Genomic DNA, 20152 nt, shown 5'->3' with positions numbered 1-20152 from the left:
GGATTCAAGTCCGCCGCAGGGGAACCGGGTGGTATGCAACCGGGAGATCGCGTCCGCGTCGACCGCGGGGACGTCACGAACGAGGGCGTACTGCTCCCCTCGACGACTCGCGACCACCTCGTCGTCAAGATCGACGGGGGGTACAACGTCGGCATCGACCGCGAGGCGGCCGACGTGGAAGTGCTCGAATCGGGCGTCAGAGACGTCGACGAGGGGGCCGACGCGGGCGGCGGCGAGGCCTCCGAGATCACCTTCGACGACGACCTCCCGACGATTTCGCTCATCTCCACCGGCGGGACCATCGCCTCCACCGTCGACTACCGGACCGGCGCGGTCACCGCCCAGTTCGACGCCGAGGACGTGTTGCGGGCCGTCCCCGACCTGGCCGGGCGCGCGAACTACCGCGGGCGCGTCGTCGCCAACATCCTCTCCGAGAACATGGACCCGCCGATCTGGCAGGAGCTCGCGACCGCCGTCAGCGAGGAGATCGAGGCCGGCGCCGACGGCGTCGTCGTCATGCACGGCACCGACACGATGCAGTACTCCGCCTCCGCGCTCTCCTTCATGCTCGACGCGCCGGTCCCGGTCGTGTTCACCGGGAGCCAGCGCTCCGCGGACCGCCCCTCCTCCGACAACGTGATGAACGCGGTGTGCGCCGTCGAGGCCGCGAAGGCCGACCACGCCGAGACGCTCGTCTGCATGCACGCCGACGCCTCGGACGACGCCTGCGCGCTCCACCGCGGCACCCGCGTCCGGAAGAACCACACCTCCCGCCGGGACGCCTTCGAGACGGTCGGCGCCGCCCCCCTCGGTCGCATCGACTACGCGGCGGCGGCCGAGGCGGGGGCCGACGGCGACGCGGCCGACGCCGCCATCGAGTGGGCCCGCGAGCCGCAACCACGGGGCGAGACCGATATCGCGACCGCGACCGACCTCGACGCCGACGTGGAGCTGGTGACGTTCACGCCCGGCATGGACCCGGCGGCGTGGGACTACCTCGACGGGAAAGACGGCGTCGTGGTCGTGGGGACCGGGCTCGGACACGTCCACACCGACCTCATCCCGCGGATCGAGGAACTGGTCGACGACGGAACCGTCGTCGCGATGACGAGCCAGTGCCTCGCCGGCCGCGTCTGCGACCGGGTGTACGACACCGGCCGCGACCTCCTCGACGCCGGCGTCGTCGAGGCGGGCGACACCCTCCCCGGCACCGCGAAGGTGAAACTGATGTGGGCGCTCGCGAACCTGTCTGACCCCGCCGACGCGATGACGCGCGACCTCGCCGGCGAACTCACCGAGGAGTCACAGCCCTGGCGATGACGGCGTCCGGCGCGGAGTCGTCAGTCACCCCCGTCATCCGCGAGGCCAACCCCGCGGACGCCGACGCGGTCGCGGCGTTCACGCGGGACACGTGGGGCGAGCGCCACGAGGACTACATCCCGCGGGTGTTCGCGGAGTGGGCGGCGTCCGACGACTCCGACAGCGCTACGCTCGTCGCGACGCTCCCGCCCGCGGCGCTCGACGGAAGCGACGCGATTGCGAGCGACGACGCCCGCGAACCGGAGGACACCCTCGTCGTCGGCGACGGGACGGGCGTCGCGCCGGAGGGTGAGTCGGAGGCGGTCGTCGGCTGTATCCAGGGCGTCCTGCTCTCCGAGTGGGAGGCGTGGGGGCAGGGGATCCGCGTCGACCCCGCGGCTCGCGGCTTCGGCGTCGGGACCGCGCTCTCTAAGGCCGCGCTGGGCTGGGCCCGCGACCGCGGCGCGACCGTGTGCCGCAACATGGTGTTCTCGTGGAACGTCATGGGGCTCGGGCAGTCGCGCGCCGCCGGCTTCGACCCCGCGACCGAGTTCCGCTTCGCGGAGCCGGTTCCGGACTCGTCGGCTCTCGACGCCGAAACGGCCGCCGTCGACGTCGTCGTCGACCCCGACCCGAACGCCGCTTGGGCGTTCTGGACGACCAGCGACGCCCGATCGCACTTAAACGGGCTCGCGTTGGACCCCGAGGAGCCGTGGGCCTGCTCGGCGCTCACCCGCGAGCGACTAGTGACGGCCGCCGCCGAGAACCGACTGCTCGCTGTCGCCGACGCGGACGGGTTCGCCGGGTTCGCGGTCCGGGTTCGGGTTAGCGAGCAGGAGGCGGACGGCGAGACGGTCCGAACCGCGGTGTACGGGGTCGCCGCGTGGCGCGACGCCGACGCGGCGGGCGCGCTGTACGACGCGATCGCCGCGGACGCCGCCGCGGTCGACGCGGACGGCGCGCGAGTCCTGATCCCCGAGACGGTCGAACACGTGAGCGACACGGGCGCGAGCCGGGTCGCCGTCGCCGCCGAACCGGACTTCGTGATGCGCGCCGACCTCACGGGCGAGCGACCATGAGCGCCCTCGGCGTCGCGCTCCCGTGGTCGCTCCCGCTCACGCTCGTGATATACGGCGTCCTCGTCGCGGCCGCGGTGTGGATCTACCGGGACGCGAGCGCACGCGGGAACCGCTACGCGCTCCTCTGGGCGCTCGCGACCCTCGTCTTCGCCATCGTCCCGGTGCTCGTGTACCTGTATCGCTACCGCGACGCCGGTCCCGCGCCGTAACCCGCACCGATCACTTATCAATATCGTCCCAAACCGCACGAACGAATGCCCTCCGTCAGCCTCCCGCCGCGGCTCCGAGCGCTCGCTCGCGGTCGCCGTCCCCGCGCCCTCTCGGTCGCGGCCGCGAACGTGCTCCCGCTCGTCGGCGTCGTCGCGCTCGACTGGAACGCCGCCGCCCTGATGGCGCTCTACTGGTTCGAACTCGGTATCACGGCCGGCTGGGCGCTCGTCCGCGCGCTGTTCGCCGGGCGGCCGTCCGAACTCGACCGAGACGGACTCGTCGTCGGCCCGCTCGCGCAGCGACGCGCCGGCCTGTCAATCCCGTGGACCGGCGTCGAGATCCGGCTCTCCTCGCTGCTCGTCCTCCCCGTCGCGGCGCCGGTCCTCGCGGCCGTTTGGGCGGTCGTCGGGGTCCTCACGGTCGGCGTCGTCGCTGACGGCGGGCTGGCGCCCGACGCGCTCGACACCGTGACGCTCGCGGTCCTCGCCGTCTTCGTCGCGGAGGGCGCGACGACGCTCGTCGAGTACTTCGGACGCGGCGAGTACCGCGACCACAGCGCCCAGACCGCGATCCAGGGCGTGTTCGTCCGCGGCGCGGCGATCTTCTTCAGCGCGCTGTTCACCGTCACCGTCGTCGCCGCCGGGACGCTGGAAGACGACACGCCGATCAGCGCGCTCGATCCGGACGCGATCGGCCTCCCGCTCCTGCTCGGCGTCGTCGCCGTGAAGTTCGCCTTCGACCTCTCTGGGCTGTACGGCGACCGACTGGCCGCGTTCGACGAGTCGTCGTCGCTCGATCTGGGGTTCGCCTACGACCCGCCCGCGGCGGAGCCGGTCGACGGCTCGCTGACGGGGACGGTTCGGACCGTCCGTCAGTCCCGCCGGAGCCGACTCGCGGGGGCGCTGACCACGCCGCTCGGCCACCCCGGCCTGTGGTACCTCGCCGCGGTCCCCGCGCTCGTGGCCGCGCTGTTCGCGATCGGCGGCGAGTGGGCGACCGTGGCCGCCCTCCTCGCGGTCGCGGTCGTCGTCCCGCTGGGGGTGGCCGCGCTCGACCACGAACTGCGATACGGGCTCGTCGCCTACCGCGCCGGCGACGACGCGCTCGTCGCCCGCGACCGCCTGTCCGGCGCGACGCTGTGGCGCGTCGAACCGTGGGACGAGACGGCCCTGCGCGTGACGCGGGGGCGGCTCGACCGGCGGCTCGGCACGGCGACCGTCGTGATCGAACTCCGCGACGACGAGTACCGGATTCCGGGGCTCGCGGACCCGGAGCCGGTGCTCTCCGTCTTCGACAGGCGGGCGGAGCGACCCGACGGGGCGACCGACGACTGACGGTCCCGCCGACGCGCCCCCGCGATATCGCACGTGATACGCAAACCCGAACGCCTAATGGCGCCCGCGCCGCCCGTGGTGACATGTTCGCGACGCTGCCGGACGCCCTCCGCCTGTTCGTCGTCCCCGTCTTCGCGTGGGCGGCCCTGCGGGACGTTCGGACTCGACGCCTCCCGAACCGGGTCTGGCCGCCGCTGTACGCGTTCGGGGCCCTGCTCTTGATCTGGGAGACCGCGGCGGTGTGGCCCCTCGCCGGCCTCGAAGGGACGCGGTTCGCGGTGCGGGTCGCGATCAGCCTCCTCTTCGTCGCCCCCCTCGGGTACGCGTTCTGGTACCTCGGCGCGTTCGGCGGGGCGGACGCGAAGGCGCTGATCGCGCTCGCCGTCCTCTTCCCGACCTTCCCCGCCTACGAGATAGCCGGGGTGACGCTCCCGGTCGTCGACACCCTGCTCGGCGTGTTCTCGCTGACGATCCTCACGAACACGGTGTTGCTCGCGCTCGCGTACCCGCTCGGGCTCGCCGGGAGCAACCTCCTCCGCGGAGAGCTCTCGCCGACGATGTTCTTCGCGCGGCCGGTGGCGACCGACTCGCTGCCCTCCCGCCACGGGCGGCTGTTCGAGGACGACGACGGCCGGACGCGGACCGGCCTCGATTTGGACGCGCTCCGGATGTACCTCCGCTGGCGCGGCCTGACGCTCGCGGAGTTCCGCGCGAACCCGGACCGCTTCCGCGACCCCGCGAGCGTCGGCGAGACGCACGACCCGACCGACGGCGGGACCCACCTCAGCCCGCGGACGGACGGCGGCACCGCGACCGGCGACGCGGGCGGGAGCGACCCCTGGGCCGCGGCGCGCTTTTTCGACGAGATCGACCACGGCGCGTACGGGACCGACGCCGAGACGCTCCGCGGCGGCTTGGCGGTCGTCGCGCGGCAGGACCGCGTGCTGGTGTCGCCGGGGATGCCGTTCGTCGTCCCGATGGCGGTCGGACTGGTCGTCTCGCTGACCTACGGTGACGTGCTGTTCGCGGCGCTCGGCGCTATCGGACTGGTTTAAATAAGGTACCCTCTCGCCGTCTCCTTTTATACCGGGTCGCCGCTCACGCTCGGGAGCGTTTATCAATAGCCTCGCGGGTCGCCGCGGTCAGCTTCCCGCGCGGAGATCGCCGACGGTGAGCACCCGCGTCCCGACCGGCTGTTTCACGAACTCGCCGACCTCGCGGCCGAACAGCCCGCTGACGCCGCGCTGGGCGGCCACGTCGAGCAGCCGTTGGTCGATAACGCCGTCGATGACGACGGTGTGCGGGGCCGTCTCGGCGTCTTCAACCGCGCCGAAGGCGTCGCCCGCGTCGACCTCCGCGAGGACGCTGCGGTCGTCGCCGAGGAGCCGGGCGCGGTCGCTGCCGGCGTCGACGACCTCCTGGACGTGTTCTTCGATCGAGCGCGGCTCGTCGTCGAGGACGGCGTCGTCTGCTTCGTCGGCTTCGCTCGTGATCTCGCCAGATCCACCCGCGTTCTCGTCGGCTTCGTCAGCACTCTCGTCGTCGGGCTCGGAGACCGCCTCGGCCGCTCGGCGCTCGGCGCTCTCGTCGGCTTCGGCCTCGGCCTCGGAATCGACCGCTTGGGCCGCCGACTCCGCTGACTCCGCCGACTCCGCCGTCGCGTCCGTCGCGGCCGACGGTGCGGCCTCGACCGCCTCCACGAGTCCCCCCTCTACCGCACCGCGGGCTTGGGCGCCGTCGGCGACGACACCGTCGTCGCTCGCCGCCGCGCCCGCCGCCTCGCCCCCGGCCGTGCGGTCGCCGTCGTCGCTCGCCGACTTCGCTCCGTCCCCGGAGCGGTCGGCGCCGTCGCTCGCGGTCGCGTCTCCAGCGCCGCTCTCGGGGGCGTCTCCGGCGCCGCCCTTGGGGCCGCTTCCAGCGTCGCCCTGGGGGGCGCTTCCGTCGTCGTCCGCGGCCGCCTTCCGGAGGTTCGGCTCGTCGGCGAGGCTGCTGTACGGCACCTTCCCGCGGAGCGCCTCGAAGACGGCGTTGCGGCCGAGGTCCTCGACCGACTCGCCGGGCGGCGCGAACGCGACGTAGTCGACGTTCCCCACCTGCGCGAGCTCGCGGAGGATCAACTCGCCGCCCCGGTCGCCGTCGAGGAAGGCGGTGACGGTCCGGTCCGCGGTCAGGTCCGCCACCGCGTCGGGGACGTTCGTCCCCTCGACGGCGACCGCGTTCTTGATCCCGCAGTCGAGAAGTGTGAGCACGTCGGCGCGCCCCTCGACGACGATGACGGCGTCCGAGTCGCCGACGCGGGGGCCGGCGGGGAGTCCCTCGTAGTCGACGATTCCCTCGACGCGGGCAGCCTCTCGGACCTCTTCGAGGATGTCGTTGCTCGCGAGGCTCGTCTCCTCGAAGCCGCCGGCGATGAGCTCCTTCGCGCGCTCGACGACCTCGCGGCGTTTCGCCGCCCGAACGTCCTCGATGCTCGTGACCTCGACCGAGGCGTGACAGGGGCCGATTCGGTCGATGGTCTCTAAGGCGGCGGCGAGAATCGCGGTCTCGACCTTATCGAGGCTCGACGCGACCGTGACCTCGCCGAACGACTGGCCGTTCTCGGACTCGACGGCGACGTCGATCCGGCCGACCCGCGAGGACTCTTGGAGGTCCCGTAAGTCGAGTTCGTCGCCGAGGAGTCCCTCCGTCTGCCCGAACACCGCGCCGACGACGTCGCTCCGTTCGACGACGCCGTCGGCCGCGATGGTGGCGTGGATGAGATATTTTTCAGTGTCTTTCATGATGGTGAATGGTGATGAGTGGACGGTACAGACCGCCCGTGTATTGTTGTGTCCGTCGCCGAAAATAGTTATCGCACCTGACTGCGTTGCCGGTTATTGAAGAAAAATTCTCTTCGACAGTGTCGTTCGAATCAGTCAAATACTATTTAACCACTGAGTTGTAACGTTGTCCCAGATGAGACGAGTTCGAAGCGATCTCGTATGGATACCGATATTCGCGGTCCTCGTCGCGCTCGCCGTGCCGTGGCCGCTGTGGGGTGTCGACCGAGTCGTCGCCGGCTTACCGGTGTGGATCTGGTGGCACGTGGCGTGGCTCGGGCTGTGTACCGTCCTGTTCTCGCGGTTCGTCGGGAGCGGCGCGTGGGAGCGGGGCATGGGTCACTCGGAGGCGGACGGCGGCGCGGCGATCGGGGGTGACCGACGGTGACGCTCGGCCTCTCGCTCGGCATCGTCGTGGGCTATCTCGTCTTTGCGCTCGCCATCGGTCTCGTCGCCTACCGCGTCTCCGAGTCGACCGCCGAGGACTACTACCTCGCGAACCGCTCTATCGGGACGGCCGTCCTCCTCTTTACGACGTTCGCGACGCTGCTCTCCGCGTTCACCTTCTTCGGCGGGCCGAACCTCGCGTTCGCCGCCGGCCCGGAGTGGCTGATCGTGATGGGGACGTTAGACGGCGTGTTGTTCGCGGTGCTGTGGTACGTCATCGGCTACAAACAGTGGTTGATAGGCGATCGAAACGGCTACGTCACGCTCGGCGAGATGCTCGGGGACCGGTTCGGCTCCGTCGGCCTGCGCGCGCTCGTCGCCGGGGTGAGCCTCCTCTGGCTGTTCCCGTACGTCATGCTCCAGCAGATGGGCGCCGGCGAGGCGCTCGTGGGGCTCACCGACGGCGCCGTGCCCTACTGGGGCGGCGCGGCGCTGGTCACCGGATTCATGATCCTCTACGTCGTCCTCGCCGGGATGCGCGGCGTGGCGTGGACCGACACCGTGCAGGGGCTGTTCATGCTCTCCGTCGTCTGGATCGCCGCCGTGTGGGTGGTCTCGGCGGTCGGCGGCGTCGGCGCGGCCACCGGCGCGATGCTCGACGCGAAGCCCTCGTTCGGGTCGTTCGGCGGCGGTCTCTACTCGCCCGGCTTCATCATCTCGACAGCGATTACCATCGCGTTCGGCGTGACGATGTTCCCGCAGATCAACCAGCGGTTCTTCGTCGCGCGGTCCGGCGAGACGCTGAAACGCTCGTTCGTCCTGTGGCCCGTGTTGGTCCTCCTCCTCTTCCTCCCCGCGTTCATGCTCGGCGCGTGGGCGGCCGGGATGCCGATATCGGTGCCTGAGGGCGCCAACGTGCTCCCGGTCGTCTTAAACGAGTACACGCCAGCGTGGTTCGCGGCGCTCGTGGTCGCCGGGGCGATGGCCGCGATGATGTCCTCGTCGGACTCGATGCTGCTCTCCGGGTCGTCGTACTTCACCCGCGACCTCTACCGTCCCGTCATCAACGCCACGGCGTCCGACCGCCGTGAGGCGTGGGTCGCCCGCATCGGCGTCGCCGTCTTCGCCCTCCTCGCGTTCGTCGCGAGCCTCTTCCGGCCCGGCACGCTGATCGAGGTCGGCGACACCGCGTTCTCCGGGTTCGCGCTGCTCGCGCTCCCCGTGATCTGTGCGCTCTACTGGGAGCGGACGACGCGCACCGGGATGGTCGTCGGCGTGCTCGTCCCGCAGGTCGCGTACCTCGCGGTGGTGCTGTCCGCCGTCGTCGCCGCCGTGCCGACGCTGCCGCGCACGGTCGCCGGCGGATGGGACGTGGCGCTCGGGCTGATGGCGCTGTCGGCGATACTCACCGTCGGCGTCTCGCTTCTCACCGCACAGACCGCGGACAGCGACGCCTCGCGGTTCGCGGTCGCCGGCGACTGACGGCGGTCGCTGTCGCCATCGGCTTCGGCTGACGCCGCCCTCGGCTTCCGCTTTTCGGGTCGATTGATAAAGAACGGCCGCGGCTCCCGGCTCAGTCGTCGAGTTTCTCGGCGATCGACTCCGGGGCACCGTCGATGTCGCTCGGGGCGGCCTCCTTCGACGCCGGCCCCTCCGGGAGCGTGTCGAACTCGGGGTCGAACAGCTGGAGCGCGGTCCGGATCGTCTCCCAGTCGTCCTCGCCGGCCGCGTCCCGCAGCGACCGGGTCGGCGCGGCGAGCAGCTGGCCGACCAACGCGTCCGCGAGGTCCTCGACGGTCTCGCGCTGCTCGTCGGTGAGGTCGCCCTGCGCTTCGAGCTTCGAGACCGCGCGGTCGACCTCGCGGGCCTTCACGCGGTCGGCGCCGGCGTACATCGCCGAGATGGCGTCGTCGGCGCGCTTGCGCTTGTACGCCTGCAGGATGCGGTCGAGCTCCTCGTCGATGATGGCTTCGACCTCCCGCGCCTCCGCCTCGCGGCTCTCGCGGGTCCGCCGCGTCACGTCCTCTAACGCGTCGATGTCGTACAGCGAGATCCCCTCGCGCTCGCCGAGCGCCGGGTCCACGTCTCGCGGCTGCGCGATGTCGATACAGACGAGCCGGTCGGCGCCGGTCACGTGTTCGGCGCCGATCACCGGCTCCGAGCTGCCGGTCGCCGCGATCACGAGGTCAGCGCCGGGGACCACCGTCGCGAGGTCGGCGAGCGACACCGCCTCGGCGGGCGTGTCGACCTCGCCGGCGACGAACGCCGCGTTCGGCACGGTCCTGTTGGCGACGATGATCTCCGAGACCGGGGTGTCGTCGAGCGTCCGGGCCGCGAGCGTCCCCATCTCGCCGGCGCCGATCACGACGGCGGAGCCGTCGGTCAGGTCGATCTCGGTCGCGGCCAGCCGCACAGCGGCCGACCCCAGCGAGACGACGCCCTCGTTGATCGACGTCTCGTTGCGCGCCCGCTCGCCGACGTGGAGCGCCTTCGTCACGGCGTCTTTTAAAACGGGGCCGATGCCGCCCGCGGACTTCGACTCCTCGTAGGCCTCCCTGAGCTGTCCGATGATCTGGTCTTCGCCGAGGACGAGCGATTCGAGCCCGGACGCGACCCGCATGAGGTGTCGCAAACTCTCCTCGTGGTCGAGCCGGCGGACCGATCCGCTCGGGACCTCGGGCGCGAACGACTCCAGCGCGACCGACCCCTCGGCCGTCTTGTCGGTGACGACGTACGCCTCGGAGCGGTTGCAGGTCTGGAGCGCGAACGCCTCCTGGACCCCGTCTCTCGCGAGCAGGTCGGAGACGGTGGCCCGGACGCCGTCGCCGCCCGCGGCCTCGATCTCGTCGACCGTCGCGCGGGAGTGGGCGACGCTCACGCCGGTGATAGCGCCCGTCTCCATCATCTGTTGAGTACCTCCTCGATCACGGAATACGCCTCTTTTTCACCGTAAGTATCCCCCTTTTGTAAACCCTTCCAAACCCCCGCGGATCGGACGACGCGACGGATCGCCGCCCGCCGTTTTTCCGGGGGTACACCTTGGTCTTTCAGCTCCTCGCGGAGCCGCCCCGACAGCTCCGCCATCGCCCCCGCGCCCTCGATGTCGGCCTCGATGCGCTCGCGCAGCGCCTTCGCGAGCGCCGGACTCGCGCCCCCGGTCGAGAGCGCGACGCGGACCGGGTCGTCCGTCACGGTCGCCGGGACGACCACGCTCCGTGCGCCCCGCCCGCCCGAGTGGTCGGCCGCCGACACGTCGGTCCGGTTGACGAGCAGGCCCGCGTCCAGCGCGGCCGCCTCGGCCGCCGTGTTGATCGCCGCGTCGTCGGTGGCGGCGACGACGAGCGCGGGACCGACGCGGGCCACCCACTCGCGCACCGCGTCGGCGTCCGGCGCGGCGCGCACGAGTTCGACGCCGGGGCCGTCACCCCCCGCCGCGAGGTCGCGCAGCCGCTCGTCGAACGCGGGGCTCACGACGACGACCCGCGCCTCCGCGGCGAACCGGGCCGCCTTCCGCGACCCGACCCCGCCGCCGCCGAACACGAGCACCGCCTCGCCGGTGAAGTCGTGATACAGTGGGATCACGGGTGTCTCTCTCTGGCCGTCGTTCGCCGGGTCACGCCGTGTTGCTGTCCGCGCGGTCGGCGATGCGGATGCCGGTCTTCTTTAAGATCCGGGTCGAGAACAGCGTGTCCCAGTCGTCCTCGCCGACGGTCCAGTACTCGTCCATCAGCGCTTTGACCTCCGCGATCCGCCGCTCGCTTTCGGCCTCCGTCCGCCCGTGGGTCATCGCGAAGAAGTTGTACTCCCAGACGCCCTCGTGCCGGGGGCGCTCGTAGCAGTGGGTGACGAACTCGAGGCTCGCGACCGCCGGGCCGACCTCGGCTAAGGCGTCTTCCGGGACGTTCCAGACGGTCATCCCGTTCTCCGTGTAGCCGAGGGCGTAGTGGTTCGGGATGACGCCGACGCGTCGCACCTTCCCCTCCGCGTTGAACCGCTTTATCGTCTCGATCACCCAGTCGGCGTCGGCACCGATCGCGGCCGCCACGTCGGCGTACGGCGTCTCGGTGATCGGAAGCCCGCCCTGAATCTCCACGACCAGGTCGCGCTCCTCCGGCGTGAGCGTCTCCCGACTGCTCGGCGTCACTTCGGGGCCGAGATCCGACAGGTCGACGTCGCCCTCGGGGACGGGGCCGTCGAGGAGGAACTTCGCGCCGACGTGGAACTCCTGGACCTTCGGGAGGTTGTACGTCTCCTGTCCGGTCGCCGCCTCGATGTCCGCGAGGACCTCCTCGACGCGGTCGGTCCCGTCTTTGTCCGGGTCCGGGTGGTCGGCGACGCTCACCACGAACCACATGTTGAGGTGCGGGTGCTCGCGCTCGTAGTTGTGCGCGACCGCGGTGAACTCGTTTACCGTCTCCGCGACCTCCTCGTACCGGTCCGGCGGGGCGTGCATCGCGACGAGCGACGCCGCACCGCCGATCTCTTCGGCGTTGACGAGCGCGCCGAACCGCGAGAGGATCCCTTCCTCGTCGAGTTCGCGCACGCGATCGCACAGTTCCGGGCCGGTCACGTCGACCCCGCGCTCGCGGAGCGCGGCCGCGGCCGGTTCGAACGGGCGCTCGACGACGGGGAACCCGCCCTGGAAGGCGTTGATGATCCCGCGGTCGAGCGCCGTCAGATCCGCGTCGACCTCTTGCATACCGTATCATCGGGTCCGCGCGAGAATAAGGGATTCGGCCCGCTCGTCGGCGGCCGCGTCGGGCGGATCGTCGCGTTCCGAGGGGGCTCAGCCGTCGAGGTCGCGAGCGATGTCCGAGAGCGACGACCGAGGGCCGCGCGTCGCCTCGTACATCGCCCGTTCGCCGGGGATACGAAGGCCGTACAGCTCGCCGGGGACGACGACGTCGAGGACGACGACCTCGCCCGGCTCTCGACCGTTCTCGTCGAGCCACTCGGCGAGGCGGTTCGCGCCCTCGCCGGGCTCCCGCGCGAGCCGCCGGTTGTCGAACGCGCCCCGGAGGAGTCGCCCCTCGCCGTCGCTCCGCACCGGCGCGTAGTGCTCCTCGCGGTCGAAGGCGACGCGGACGATATCGCCCGCAGCGAGCGACAGCGACTCACAGGTGCCGGACTCGACGCGCCCGTCGAGCGCGTCGTCGTTCGGGATCCGGACGCAGGGCCGGCGAGTGCCGCCGCTCCGGGCGAGTGAGACGCGAATCGAAGCGACGCCCTCGTCGTCGGAGGGAACGCGGGGCATCGAAAACGGGGAGTTACTCCTCGTCGGCGTCGTCGCCTTCGCCGAGCGCGGCGGCGACGTCGTCGCCCTCGACGACCGAGACGTTGATCTGCGCCACGTCGTCGTCGATTTCGCGGCCGCGGACGGTGATGCGCTTGCGCTCGCCTTCGCGGGACGGCTCGAAGCCGACGCCACCCTCCAAGAGGAGTTCCTTCAGGCGCGTGCCGGAGACGTCCTCGCGCATCGGGCGCCCGGTCTCGTCGGAGCCGCCGGTGATGGCGACCGTGTGCTCGGAGAGCCCGACGGCGTCGCCGCCGATCTCGTCGCCGATCTCGCGACCGAGGAATCGGTTTGCGTCCTGTCCGTCGACCTCTCGCTGGAACGTCTCGCCGGTCTCGGGGTCGGCGATGACGACTTTGAATTCGGCCATGCGCGAACCGAGACCCCCGCGAATAAAAAGCACGTCGAAAGCGTAACGCGGCCGCGATCCGCCGGGCGGCCGCCTCGACGCCGACAGGCGCCCCTCAACCGTCCGGGTCGATCCGGGTCACCCGCGGATCGCCGTCGCCCCAGGGTCCGTCGAGAAACGCCGCCTCCAGCGCCCGTGCCACGCGCTGCGGGGATTCGGGGCCGCCGGCGCCGGCGATGCTCCCGACCGTCTCCGGGTCGAACGACACGTCGAGCGCGTCGTATATCGCGGCGGTGACCTCGGCGATGTCGCTCGCGTCGGCTCGCGTGACGATCACACACCCCGCCACGAGCGCGGCGTCACCGCGAACGCGCTGGGCGATCCCCGCGACCTTTCCGCCGCTAGCGACCCGGATCGAGTGGTCGCCGGGACAGAACGACGCCGGCGGCTCGCCGACCGTCACGTCGGCGCCGAGCCCCCGCAACGCGTCGCGGACGGTCTCGGTCGCGAGTTCGTAGCGCTCCGATATCGACCCGCGGTCCCGGCCGTCGCCGAGCGGGAGCGCGTGCGCGAACGCGAGCGTGTCGCCGGGGTAGGCGACGGCCCGCCCGCCGACGTCGCGCTCTATCGTCGCGAACCCGCGCTCCGCGGCGGCCGCCGTCGCCCGCCTGAACCCCGACTCGCGGGCGTCTCGCCGGCCGAAGGCGACCTGTCGAACGGGCGTCCACACCCGGACCCCCGGTTCGCCGTCGCCCGCGTTCGCGAGCAGCGCCGCCGTGTGTTCGCGGTCGACCGCGGGCCGCGGGTCGCGCCCTCTGACCACGTGCATACCCGGAGCGTGGGGCCGCCCGGCCAAGCCGCTTGCGACGGGCGTCTGACGGGCGTCGGCGGCGAGTCAGCCGACGGCGGAGCCGTGGCACAAAGGTTTTGCCAACACTCCGACTGTCTCCGATACCGATGAGTGAACTCGGTGCGCTGCCGGTGCAAGCGTACCTCGCAGCCTGCCTGCTCGCCGGCGCCATCGGGCTCTGGCTCGGCCGCGTCGCGTGGCTCGACCGCGACGAGCCGGGGACCACCGAGGTCGCGCTCTACCTGCTCTGTGGCGGCGGCATCTCGCTTTTATATGCCGTCCGCGTCGCCGCCGCGAGCGAACTGGCGATGGTGGTCGCGCTCAACCTCTCGACGCCGCTCGTCGCCGCCGTCCCCGGCGTCTGGATGGCGTTCGTGCTGGCGTTTTCCGGACACGACCAGTGGCGCACCGAGAACCGCACCGTCGCGCTCGCGGTGCTGCCCTTCGTCTGGGTGTTGGCCGCGTGGTCGAGCGCCACGCACGGGCTCTCGCGCCGGTCGCTCTCCGCCGTCACCGAAGGGCCGTTCACGCTGCTCTCCTTCGGCCCCGGCGTCGCGGACGCGGCGTTCGTGCTGTACGCCTACGGGCTCTGCGTCGCCGGCATCTTGGTCGTGATCGACCTGTACCGCCGGACCGGGAACCGCTACCGCCTCCAGACGTTCGTCATCCTGCTCGGCACGCTGTTCCCGCTCCTCGGCGGCGTCGTCACGCTCGTCGACGTGGGGAGTTACGCGCACCTCGCGTGGTATCCGACGGGGCTCGTCGTCCACGGGGTCTTTTTATACGGCACCGTCTTCTGGCTCGGAACGCTCGACGCCGCCGTCGTCGCGCGCGACACGGCGGTCGAGGTGATCCAGGACCCCGTCATCGTCGCCGGGTCGGACGGCCGGATCCGCGATCTGAACCCGGCGGCGGAAGCGCTGCTCTCGCCCGACGCGCTCGGCGCGTCGCTCTCCGACGTGTTCCCGCGGCTGGAGGTCGGCGTGGAACACCCGATATCGATCGACGACCGCCAGTTCGACATCCAGGAGGACCCGATCACGGACCCCCGCGGCACCGACCGGGGACACGTGTTCCTGCTCCGCGACGTGACCGAACGCGAGCGCCGGCAGACGGAACTGGAGCGCCGCGAGGCCGAACTGGAGCGGCAGAACGAGCGGCTCGAAGACTTCGCCGGCGTCGTCTCACACGACCTCCGGAACCCGCTCGCCGCGGCGACGGCGGCGGTGGAGCTCGCCCGTTACGGCGACGGCGACACCGAGGAGGCGCTCGACCGCGCCGCGAACGCCCACGAGCGGATGGACGACCTGATCGAGGGGCTGCTGTCGCTGGCGACCGCCGGCAAGTCGGTCGACTCGCTCGACCGCGTTTCGCTCGACGGCACGACCAGGCGGGTCTGGTCACGCCTCGAGACCGCGGACGCGACGCTGTCGGTCGGCGGGTCGGACGTCACGGCGCTCGCGGACGGCGACCGGCTCGAACAGCTCCTCTCGAACCTGTTCCGGAACGCGATCGAACACGCCGGCGACGACGTGACGGTGCGGGTCGAGATTGACCGCGGCGACGACGGGGTCACCCTCCGTGTCGCCGACGACGGTCCCGGCGTCCCGCCGGAGAAGCGCTCGCAGGTGACCGAACGCGGCGTGTCGCTCGGGGGCGGGACCGGGCTCGGACTCGCCATCGTCGGCGACATCGCCGAGGCGCACGGGTGGTCGCTGTCGGTCGGAGAGTCCGAGGCCGGGGGCGCCGAGTTCGTGATCTCGGGGATCGAGCCGGCGGACGACTGACCCGGCGCGGGGCTCCGTCGCCGAGCAGCGCCCCGGTGACGCGCCGGCGACGCCCCGGTCGCCGCCTCCGACGCCCACTTGACCGTCGGCCCCCTTACAACGAGGCGATGGCCGTCACGCTCCCGTCGGCAGTCCTCGACCGCTACCGGCGATTCTCGCGGTTCAACTCCCCGTACCCCGCCCACGACGACGGCTGCGCGATCGATCTCTATCCGGCCGGCGAGACGGGCATCTCCCCGGTCGCTGGCGTCGTCCGCGACACGCGGACGGTCGGCTGCCCGGACCGCCCGTACGCCGCCGCCGAGGACCACCTGATCGTCGTCGAACTCGACGACGACTGGTGTCGGCGGGCGGGGGCCGCGCCCGGCACGCGCGCCCGGATACTGCACGTGGTCCCGGCCGTCTCGCCCGGCGATCACGTCGCCGTCGGGGACGCGCTCGGACCGATGACGCGCTCCGGCTTCTTCGGTCGGTGGGTCGACGACCACGTCCACCTCGGGTTCAGACCGCCGGACGCGAACGCGCTCCGGGCGAGCGGGTCGCTGCCGGTCGACGTCGCGGCGTCGGTCGCGCCGGTGCGGTGGGACGGGACCGGCGTGGTGAGCGCGCGCGGCCCGACCCACGTCGTCCTCGACGCGCCCGCCCACCCGGCCCCCGGTCAGGGGTTCGCGGCGCTCGCGAGCGATGAAGGGATTCCGCTCGACGGGGGGCTGGCCCACTACGCGGGCGGCGGCTCGTTCGACGCGCTCGCCAACGGGGCCGAGGTGTCGCTCTGGGGGACGCGCGTCGGCGTCGCCGCGGGGCGCGGCCTCGCCTGGGAGCCGGTCGACCTGCTCGCGAACGGCGAGCGCGTGGTCGGGCTCTCGCTTTTCGCGGCCGCCGGCGACGGGGTAGCCGCGAAGGTCGTCTGCCCGGACGCCGCGTTCGAACTCGGGGACCGCGTGTCGCTCGCGCTCGCGCCGAGCGACGACCCGATCCGGCTCGGCGTGGGGTGAGAGAGAGACCGAGCGGCCGCTCCGACCGCGCGCCAACCCCACTGCGGTTGTCGGGAGTTCCGAGGGCTACAAACGGGGCGACGCCGAGAGTGGGGTATGGACCGGAGTCAGGTCGAGGCGATGGAGCCGCTCCCGCAGGACGCGGTCGACCTCGTCAAGCGGCGGATCGAAGACGAACACGGCTACCTCTCGTGGCTGAACACGTCGGTCGACGTGGTCGAGCGCGGGCGCGTCGTCCTCTCTATCCCGTTCGACGACAAGTTGACGAACAGCGACGGCGGCACGATCCACGGCGGGGTGGCGGCGACGCTCGCCGACACGGCCGGCGGTCTCGTCCAGCGGACCGCCTTCGAGGACCCCGTCTCGGGCGGCGTGGCGACCGTGAACCTGGACGCGAACTACCTCCGCCCCGCGACCGGCAACCTCCGCGCGGAGGCGACCGTCGTCAGGTCGGGCGGGTCGATCGGCGTCAGCGACATGACGGTCACCAGCTCCACGAACGGCGACACCGCCGAGGTCGTGGTCGGTCAGGGCTCGTTCCGGCTGTTCCGCGAGTAGCCCGCCAGCCCGCGGAGCGGGTCGTCGTCCCCGCCCGCTCCCAGCGCCTCCAGCGCGCCCGCCAGTTCGCCGACCGCCTCGCGCTCGACGCGGTCGGGCGCGGCGCGGACGACGACCGACTGCTCGCCGAGCGACACGAACCCGCAGCCGAGGCGCTCGGCCGTCTCGCGGAGGCCGAGGCCGGCGTCGGCGTCCGCGGCGAGCACCTTCCTGACCGGGCTCTCGAACGCGCGGACGGTCCGCTCGTAGCCGTCGATCCGGTCGGTGAGGTCGGCGCGCGACGCGTCCCGCTCGGCCGCGAGGTCGTCGAGCGCGTCGTCGAACGCCCGCCGGAGCCCCGAGTCGGTGGGCCGGTTGACGAAGCGGCGGTCGCCGTCGACCAGATCGGCCAGCCCCGTCACGTCGGCCGGGTTCCCCGCGGGGACGACCAGCCCCCACTCGCGGGTCCAGCCGCCGAGGTCGACGGCGTCGACCTCTCTCGCCGTCGGGCCCGCGACGACCGCCGCGTCCGGCACGCCGTCGCGGAGCCGGCGGAGCCCCTCGCGGGAGCCGACCGTGAGGTACCGGGGCGAGTCCAGCCGGTCGAGCAGGCGGTTGAGCGCCGGGTCGTCCTCGCCGACCGCAAGCAGGGTAGGCGGTCTGACGTCGGGCGAGAACAGCTGGACCGAGACGCGCTCGCCGCGGTCGAGGTACTCGGTGTCCGGGTCGACCGGGACGACGCCGTCGGCCTCGACGAGGCTCGTCGTCGCGCCTGACCCCTTATCGACCGGGTAGACGAGCGGGGGGTCTCCGTCTTCCACCGCGAGCAGGCCGACCGGCATCAGCCGCATGCGCCCCTCGCCGTAGCGCTCGCCGACCGCCATCCGTCCCTCGACGGTCGCCGTCGCGGGCGCCGGCTGCCCGGCCGCCTCGCGGATCGCCGGCGCGACGAAGGTCCGGAAGATGGTGAGCGCCGAGACGGGGTAGCCGGGGAGCCCGACGTACGCGGACTCGCCCGCCCTGCCGCTCTCGCTCGCCGCGTCGCTCCCGCCGCGGTCGAGCCGCCCGACGAGCATCGGCTTGCCGGGCTTGACCGCGACGCCGTGGAGCAGCAGGTCGCCGCGCTCCTCGATCACGCGGTAGATTACGTCGACCGCGCTCGCCGAGGTCGACCCCGACGAGAGCACCAGGTCGCACTCGTCCGCCGCCCGCCGGAGCAGTCGCTCCATCTCCGCGTAGTCGTCGCCGGCGTGGGGGTAGAGGACCGGCTCGCCGCCCGCCTCCTCGACGCCGGCCGCGATCGTCGTCGAGTTCACGTCGTATATCTCGCCGCGCGAGGGGTCGAGCGCCTCGCCGGGGCGAACCAACTCGTCGCCGGTCGAGACGATGCCGACCCGCGGCCGCCCCCTGACCGGCACCTCGTCGACGCCGAGCGCCGAGAGCAGGCCGATTTCGCGCGGTGTCAGGCGCGTTCCCGGTCCGAGCGCTCGCGCGCCCGCCGCGATGTCCGTTCCTGCGCTCATCACGTGATCGCCCGGCGCGACGGCGGTCCGAATCGCGATTCGGTCCGTCTCACCGTCGGCCGTCTCGACCTCGTCCGTCCGCTCCACCATCACCACCGCGTCGGCGCCGTCCGGCATCACGGCGCCGGTGGATATCTCGGCGCACGTTCCGGGCTCGACGGTCACCGCGGGCGTCACCCCGGCGTGGACCGAGCCAATCAGATCGAGTTCGGCGGGGGCGGCCTCGTCCGCTCCGAAGGTGTCGCGGGCGCGGACCGCGTACCCGTCCATCGAGGCGCGGTCGAACCCCGGCACGTCGATGGCGGCGTCGATCCGCTCCGCGAGCACCCGACCGCGGGCGTCTTCGAGGGCGACCGTTTCGGGTGGGGGCGCCAGATCGAGGTCGTCGATCGCCGCGTGAGCCGCCGCCGGCGTCGCGAGGTCGCGGAACTCCTTGCGGTCGCTCATCGGCTCCCCTCCCAGAGCTGTACATCGACGACGGCACCCGCGTCGAGCCCCTCCTGCGGCTCCGGAACGACGACCCAGCCGTCGGCGAGCGCGACGCTGGAGAGGATGCCGGAGCCGCTGGCGCGAGTGGGCTCGGCGGTCGGGAGCCCTCCCTCGTCGTCGTCCGCCCCCGGCTCGTCGAGCGAGACGCGCGCGAACGTCCGCGTTCCGGGCTCGCTCGCGATCTTTCGGCCGAGCGTCGCCCGCCGCGTCGGGAACGGGGGCGCACTCGTCCCGCCGACGCGACGCTGCACCGGCCGGAGGAACTGCGCGGCGTTGACGATACACGCCACGGGATACCCCGGCAGCGAGACGATGGGAGTGCCGTCGGCGACGCCGAGACAGACCGGGTGGCCCGGCTTCAGCGCGACCCCGTGGACCAGCACCTCGCCGACGGCGTCGACGACCTCCGGGAGCAGGTCGCGTTCGCCCACCGACGACCCGCCCGTGGTGACGACCACGTCGGCGTCGAGGTCGGCCTCGATGGCGGCCGCGAGCGCGTCCTCGTCGTCGGTGACCACGTCGCGGTAGCGCGCCGCGCCGCCCCACCGCTCGACCAGCCGAGAGACGGTCAGCCCGTTCGTCTCGATGACCTCGCCCGGATCGGGGTCGGCCTGGACCAACTCCTCGCCGGTCGGGATAACGGCGACGCTCGTCGGCTCGTAGGCGGAGACGGCGTCGAGGCCGACCGACTTCAGCAGACCGAGGTCCGAGGGGCGCAGGGCGTGGCCGGCCTTAAAAAGGCGCTGTCCGTCGGCGACGTCCTCGCCCGCCTCGCCGACGTTCTCGCCGGCCGCCACCGCGTCGAACGCCTCGACCTCCTCGCCGACGGTCTCGACCTGCTCTATCATCACGACCGCGTCGGCGCCGTCCGGGACCGCGCTCCCCGTGTGGACTCGCGCCGCCTCGCCGGGCGCTATCGCGTCGGCCTCGGTGCCGACCGCCCGCAACACCGTCGGCGAGCGGTCGGACGCGCCGAAGGTGTCCTCGGCGCGGACGGCGTACCCGTCCATCGCCGCGCGGTCGTAGCTCGGCACGGGCGCCGGGGCGTCTATCGGCTCGGCGAGGACTCGGCCGTCGGCGTCGGCGAGCGGGACCGACTCGGTTCGGCCGTGGGGGTCGACCGCGTCGAGCAGCGTCGCCAGCGCGTCCGCGACGCGGGTCCGCCGTTTGAATCCGGCCTCGCGTCTGTCGTGGCTCATGG

General features: G+C 72.3%; 19 protein-coding genes. 10 read left to right on the top strand and 9 right to left on the bottom strand.

What is annotated here, in order from left to right; translation table 11 throughout:
- Nucleotides 1–33 precede the first annotated feature (33 nt).
- From gatD to DOS48_RS24290, 5 genes are all read left to right on the top strand, one after another.
- Entirely contained in the window at nt 34–1320 is a 1287-nt protein-coding gene (gatD, locus tag DOS48_RS24310) for a Glu-tRNA(Gln) amidotransferase subunit GatD (RefSeq protein ID WP_127118184.1), read from the top strand.
- Nucleotides 1317–2378: a GNAT family N-acetyltransferase gene (locus tag DOS48_RS24305; protein WP_127118183.1), complete on the top strand. Its 1062-nt coding sequence runs from the start codon at nt 1317–1319 to the stop codon at nt 2376–2378. The genes gatD and DOS48_RS24305 overlap by 4 nt, the downstream gene beginning before the upstream one ends.
- Entirely contained in the window at nt 2375–2587 is a 213-nt protein-coding gene (locus DOS48_RS24300) for a hypothetical protein (RefSeq protein WP_127118182.1), read from the top strand. Before DOS48_RS24305 ends, DOS48_RS24300 begins: the two co-directional genes overlap by 4 nt.
- 45 nt (nt 2588–2632) lie before the next feature.
- Nucleotides 2633–3922, top strand: a complete 1290-nt coding sequence (locus tag DOS48_RS24295) for a DUF6498-containing protein (protein WP_127118181.1) — start codon at nt 2633–2635, stop codon at nt 3920–3922.
- Between the two features lie 83 nt (nt 3923–4005).
- Complete coding sequence (locus DOS48_RS24290; RefSeq protein ID WP_127118180.1) at nt 4006–4977, top strand: A24 family peptidase; 972 nt, start codon at nt 4006–4008, stop codon at nt 4975–4977.
- 87 nt (nt 4978–5064) lie between these two features.
- On the opposite strand, the gene dnaG is transcribed toward DOS48_RS24290, so the two are convergent.
- The gene (gene dnaG / locus DOS48_RS24285) at nt 5065–6702 is read right to left on the bottom strand and encodes a DNA primase DnaG (protein ID WP_127118179.1); all 1638 of its coding nucleotides are present in this window, start codon (nt 6700–6702) and stop codon (nt 5065–5067) included.
- Between the two features lie 175 nt (nt 6703–6877).
- Here dnaG and DOS48_RS24280 point away from each other — a divergent pair, with 175 nt between their 5' ends.
- Together DOS48_RS24280 and DOS48_RS24275 are read left to right on the top strand one after the other, a co-directional pair.
- Complete coding sequence (locus DOS48_RS24280) at nt 6878–7129, top strand: DUF3311 domain-containing protein (RefSeq protein WP_127118178.1); 252 nt, start codon at nt 6878–6880, stop codon at nt 7127–7129.
- Nucleotides 7126–8610 (top strand): sodium:solute symporter, encoded by a 1485-nt coding sequence (locus DOS48_RS24275; RefSeq protein ID WP_127118177.1) that lies wholly within the window; start codon nt 7126–7128, stop codon nt 8608–8610. Before DOS48_RS24280 ends, DOS48_RS24275 begins: the two co-directional genes overlap by 4 nt.
- Nucleotides 8611–8701: 91 nt before the next feature.
- Here DOS48_RS24275 and hemA read toward each other — a convergent pair whose 3' ends face one another.
- The 6 genes from hemA to DOS48_RS24245 form a co-directional block, all read right to left on the bottom strand.
- Complete coding sequence (gene hemA / locus DOS48_RS24270; protein WP_127118176.1) at nt 8702–10033, bottom strand: glutamyl-tRNA reductase; 1332 nt, start codon at nt 10031–10033, stop codon at nt 8702–8704.
- Complete coding sequence (locus DOS48_RS24265; RefSeq protein WP_127118175.1) at nt 10030–10710, bottom strand: bifunctional precorrin-2 dehydrogenase/sirohydrochlorin ferrochelatase; 681 nt, start codon at nt 10708–10710, stop codon at nt 10030–10032. The genes hemA and DOS48_RS24265 overlap by 4 nt, the downstream gene beginning before the upstream one ends.
- Before the next feature lie 31 nt (nt 10711–10741).
- Nucleotides 10742–11827: an Lrp/AsnC family transcriptional regulator gene (locus tag DOS48_RS24260; protein WP_127118174.1), complete on the bottom strand. Its 1086-nt coding sequence runs from the start codon at nt 11825–11827 to the stop codon at nt 10742–10744.
- Nucleotides 11828–11914: 87 nt separating this feature from the next.
- Entirely contained in the window at nt 11915–12382 is a 468-nt protein-coding gene (locus tag DOS48_RS24255) for a hypothetical protein (protein WP_127118173.1), read from the bottom strand.
- A 13-nt stretch (nt 12383–12395) separates the two neighbouring features.
- Complete coding sequence (locus DOS48_RS24250; RefSeq protein WP_127118172.1) at nt 12396–12791, bottom strand: 30S ribosomal protein S6e; 396 nt, start codon at nt 12789–12791, stop codon at nt 12396–12398.
- Nucleotides 12792–12885: 94 nt separating this feature from the next.
- Nucleotides 12886–13599 carry a lipoate--protein ligase family protein gene (locus DOS48_RS24245; RefSeq protein ID WP_127118171.1) on the bottom strand — a complete coding sequence of 238 codons (714 nt, stop codon included), beginning with the start codon at nt 13597–13599 and terminating at the stop codon, nt 12886–12888.
- Nucleotides 13600–13727: 128 nt separating this feature from the next.
- On the opposite strand from DOS48_RS24245, the gene DOS48_RS24240 reads away from it, so the two are divergent.
- The 3 genes from DOS48_RS24240 to DOS48_RS24230 all read left to right on the top strand — a co-directional run bounded on the left by DOS48_RS24240 (nt 13728) and on the right by DOS48_RS24230 (nt 16960).
- Nucleotides 13728–15407 carry a histidine kinase N-terminal 7TM domain-containing protein gene (locus DOS48_RS24240; protein ID WP_127118170.1) on the top strand — a complete coding sequence of 560 codons (1680 nt, stop codon included), beginning with the start codon at nt 13728–13730 and terminating at the stop codon, nt 15405–15407.
- 107 nt (nt 15408–15514) lie between these two features.
- Nucleotides 15515–16402 (top strand): hypothetical protein, encoded by an 888-nt coding sequence (locus DOS48_RS24235; protein ID WP_127118169.1) that lies wholly within the window; start codon nt 15515–15517, stop codon nt 16400–16402.
- A 96-nt stretch (nt 16403–16498) separates the two neighbouring features.
- A complete protein-coding gene (locus tag DOS48_RS24230; RefSeq protein ID WP_127118168.1) occupies nt 16499–16960 on the top strand; it encodes a PaaI family thioesterase in 462 nt (153 codons plus the stop codon).
- Here the strand turns inward: DOS48_RS24230 and DOS48_RS24225 are convergent.
- Both DOS48_RS24225 and glp read right to left on the bottom strand, forming a co-directional pair.
- On the bottom strand, nt 16930–18909 hold the full coding sequence (locus tag DOS48_RS24225; RefSeq protein WP_127118167.1) for a molybdopterin biosynthesis protein: 1980 nt from the start codon (nt 18907–18909) through the stop codon (nt 16930–16932). The genes DOS48_RS24230 and DOS48_RS24225 overlap by 31 nt on opposite strands.
- A complete protein-coding gene (gene glp, locus DOS48_RS24220) occupies nt 18906–20150 on the bottom strand; it encodes a gephyrin-like molybdotransferase Glp (RefSeq protein ID WP_127118166.1) in 1245 nt (414 codons plus the stop codon). The genes DOS48_RS24225 and glp overlap by 4 nt, the downstream gene beginning before the upstream one ends.
- Nucleotides 20151–20152 lie beyond the last annotated feature (2 nt).

Origin of the sequence: Halorubrum sp. PV6, assembly GCF_003990725.2 — an archaeon.
Classification (GTDB): domain Archaea; phylum Halobacteriota; class Halobacteria; order Halobacteriales; family Haloferacaceae; genus Halorubrum.
This window is presented reverse-complemented; position numbering and strand designations above follow the sequence as displayed.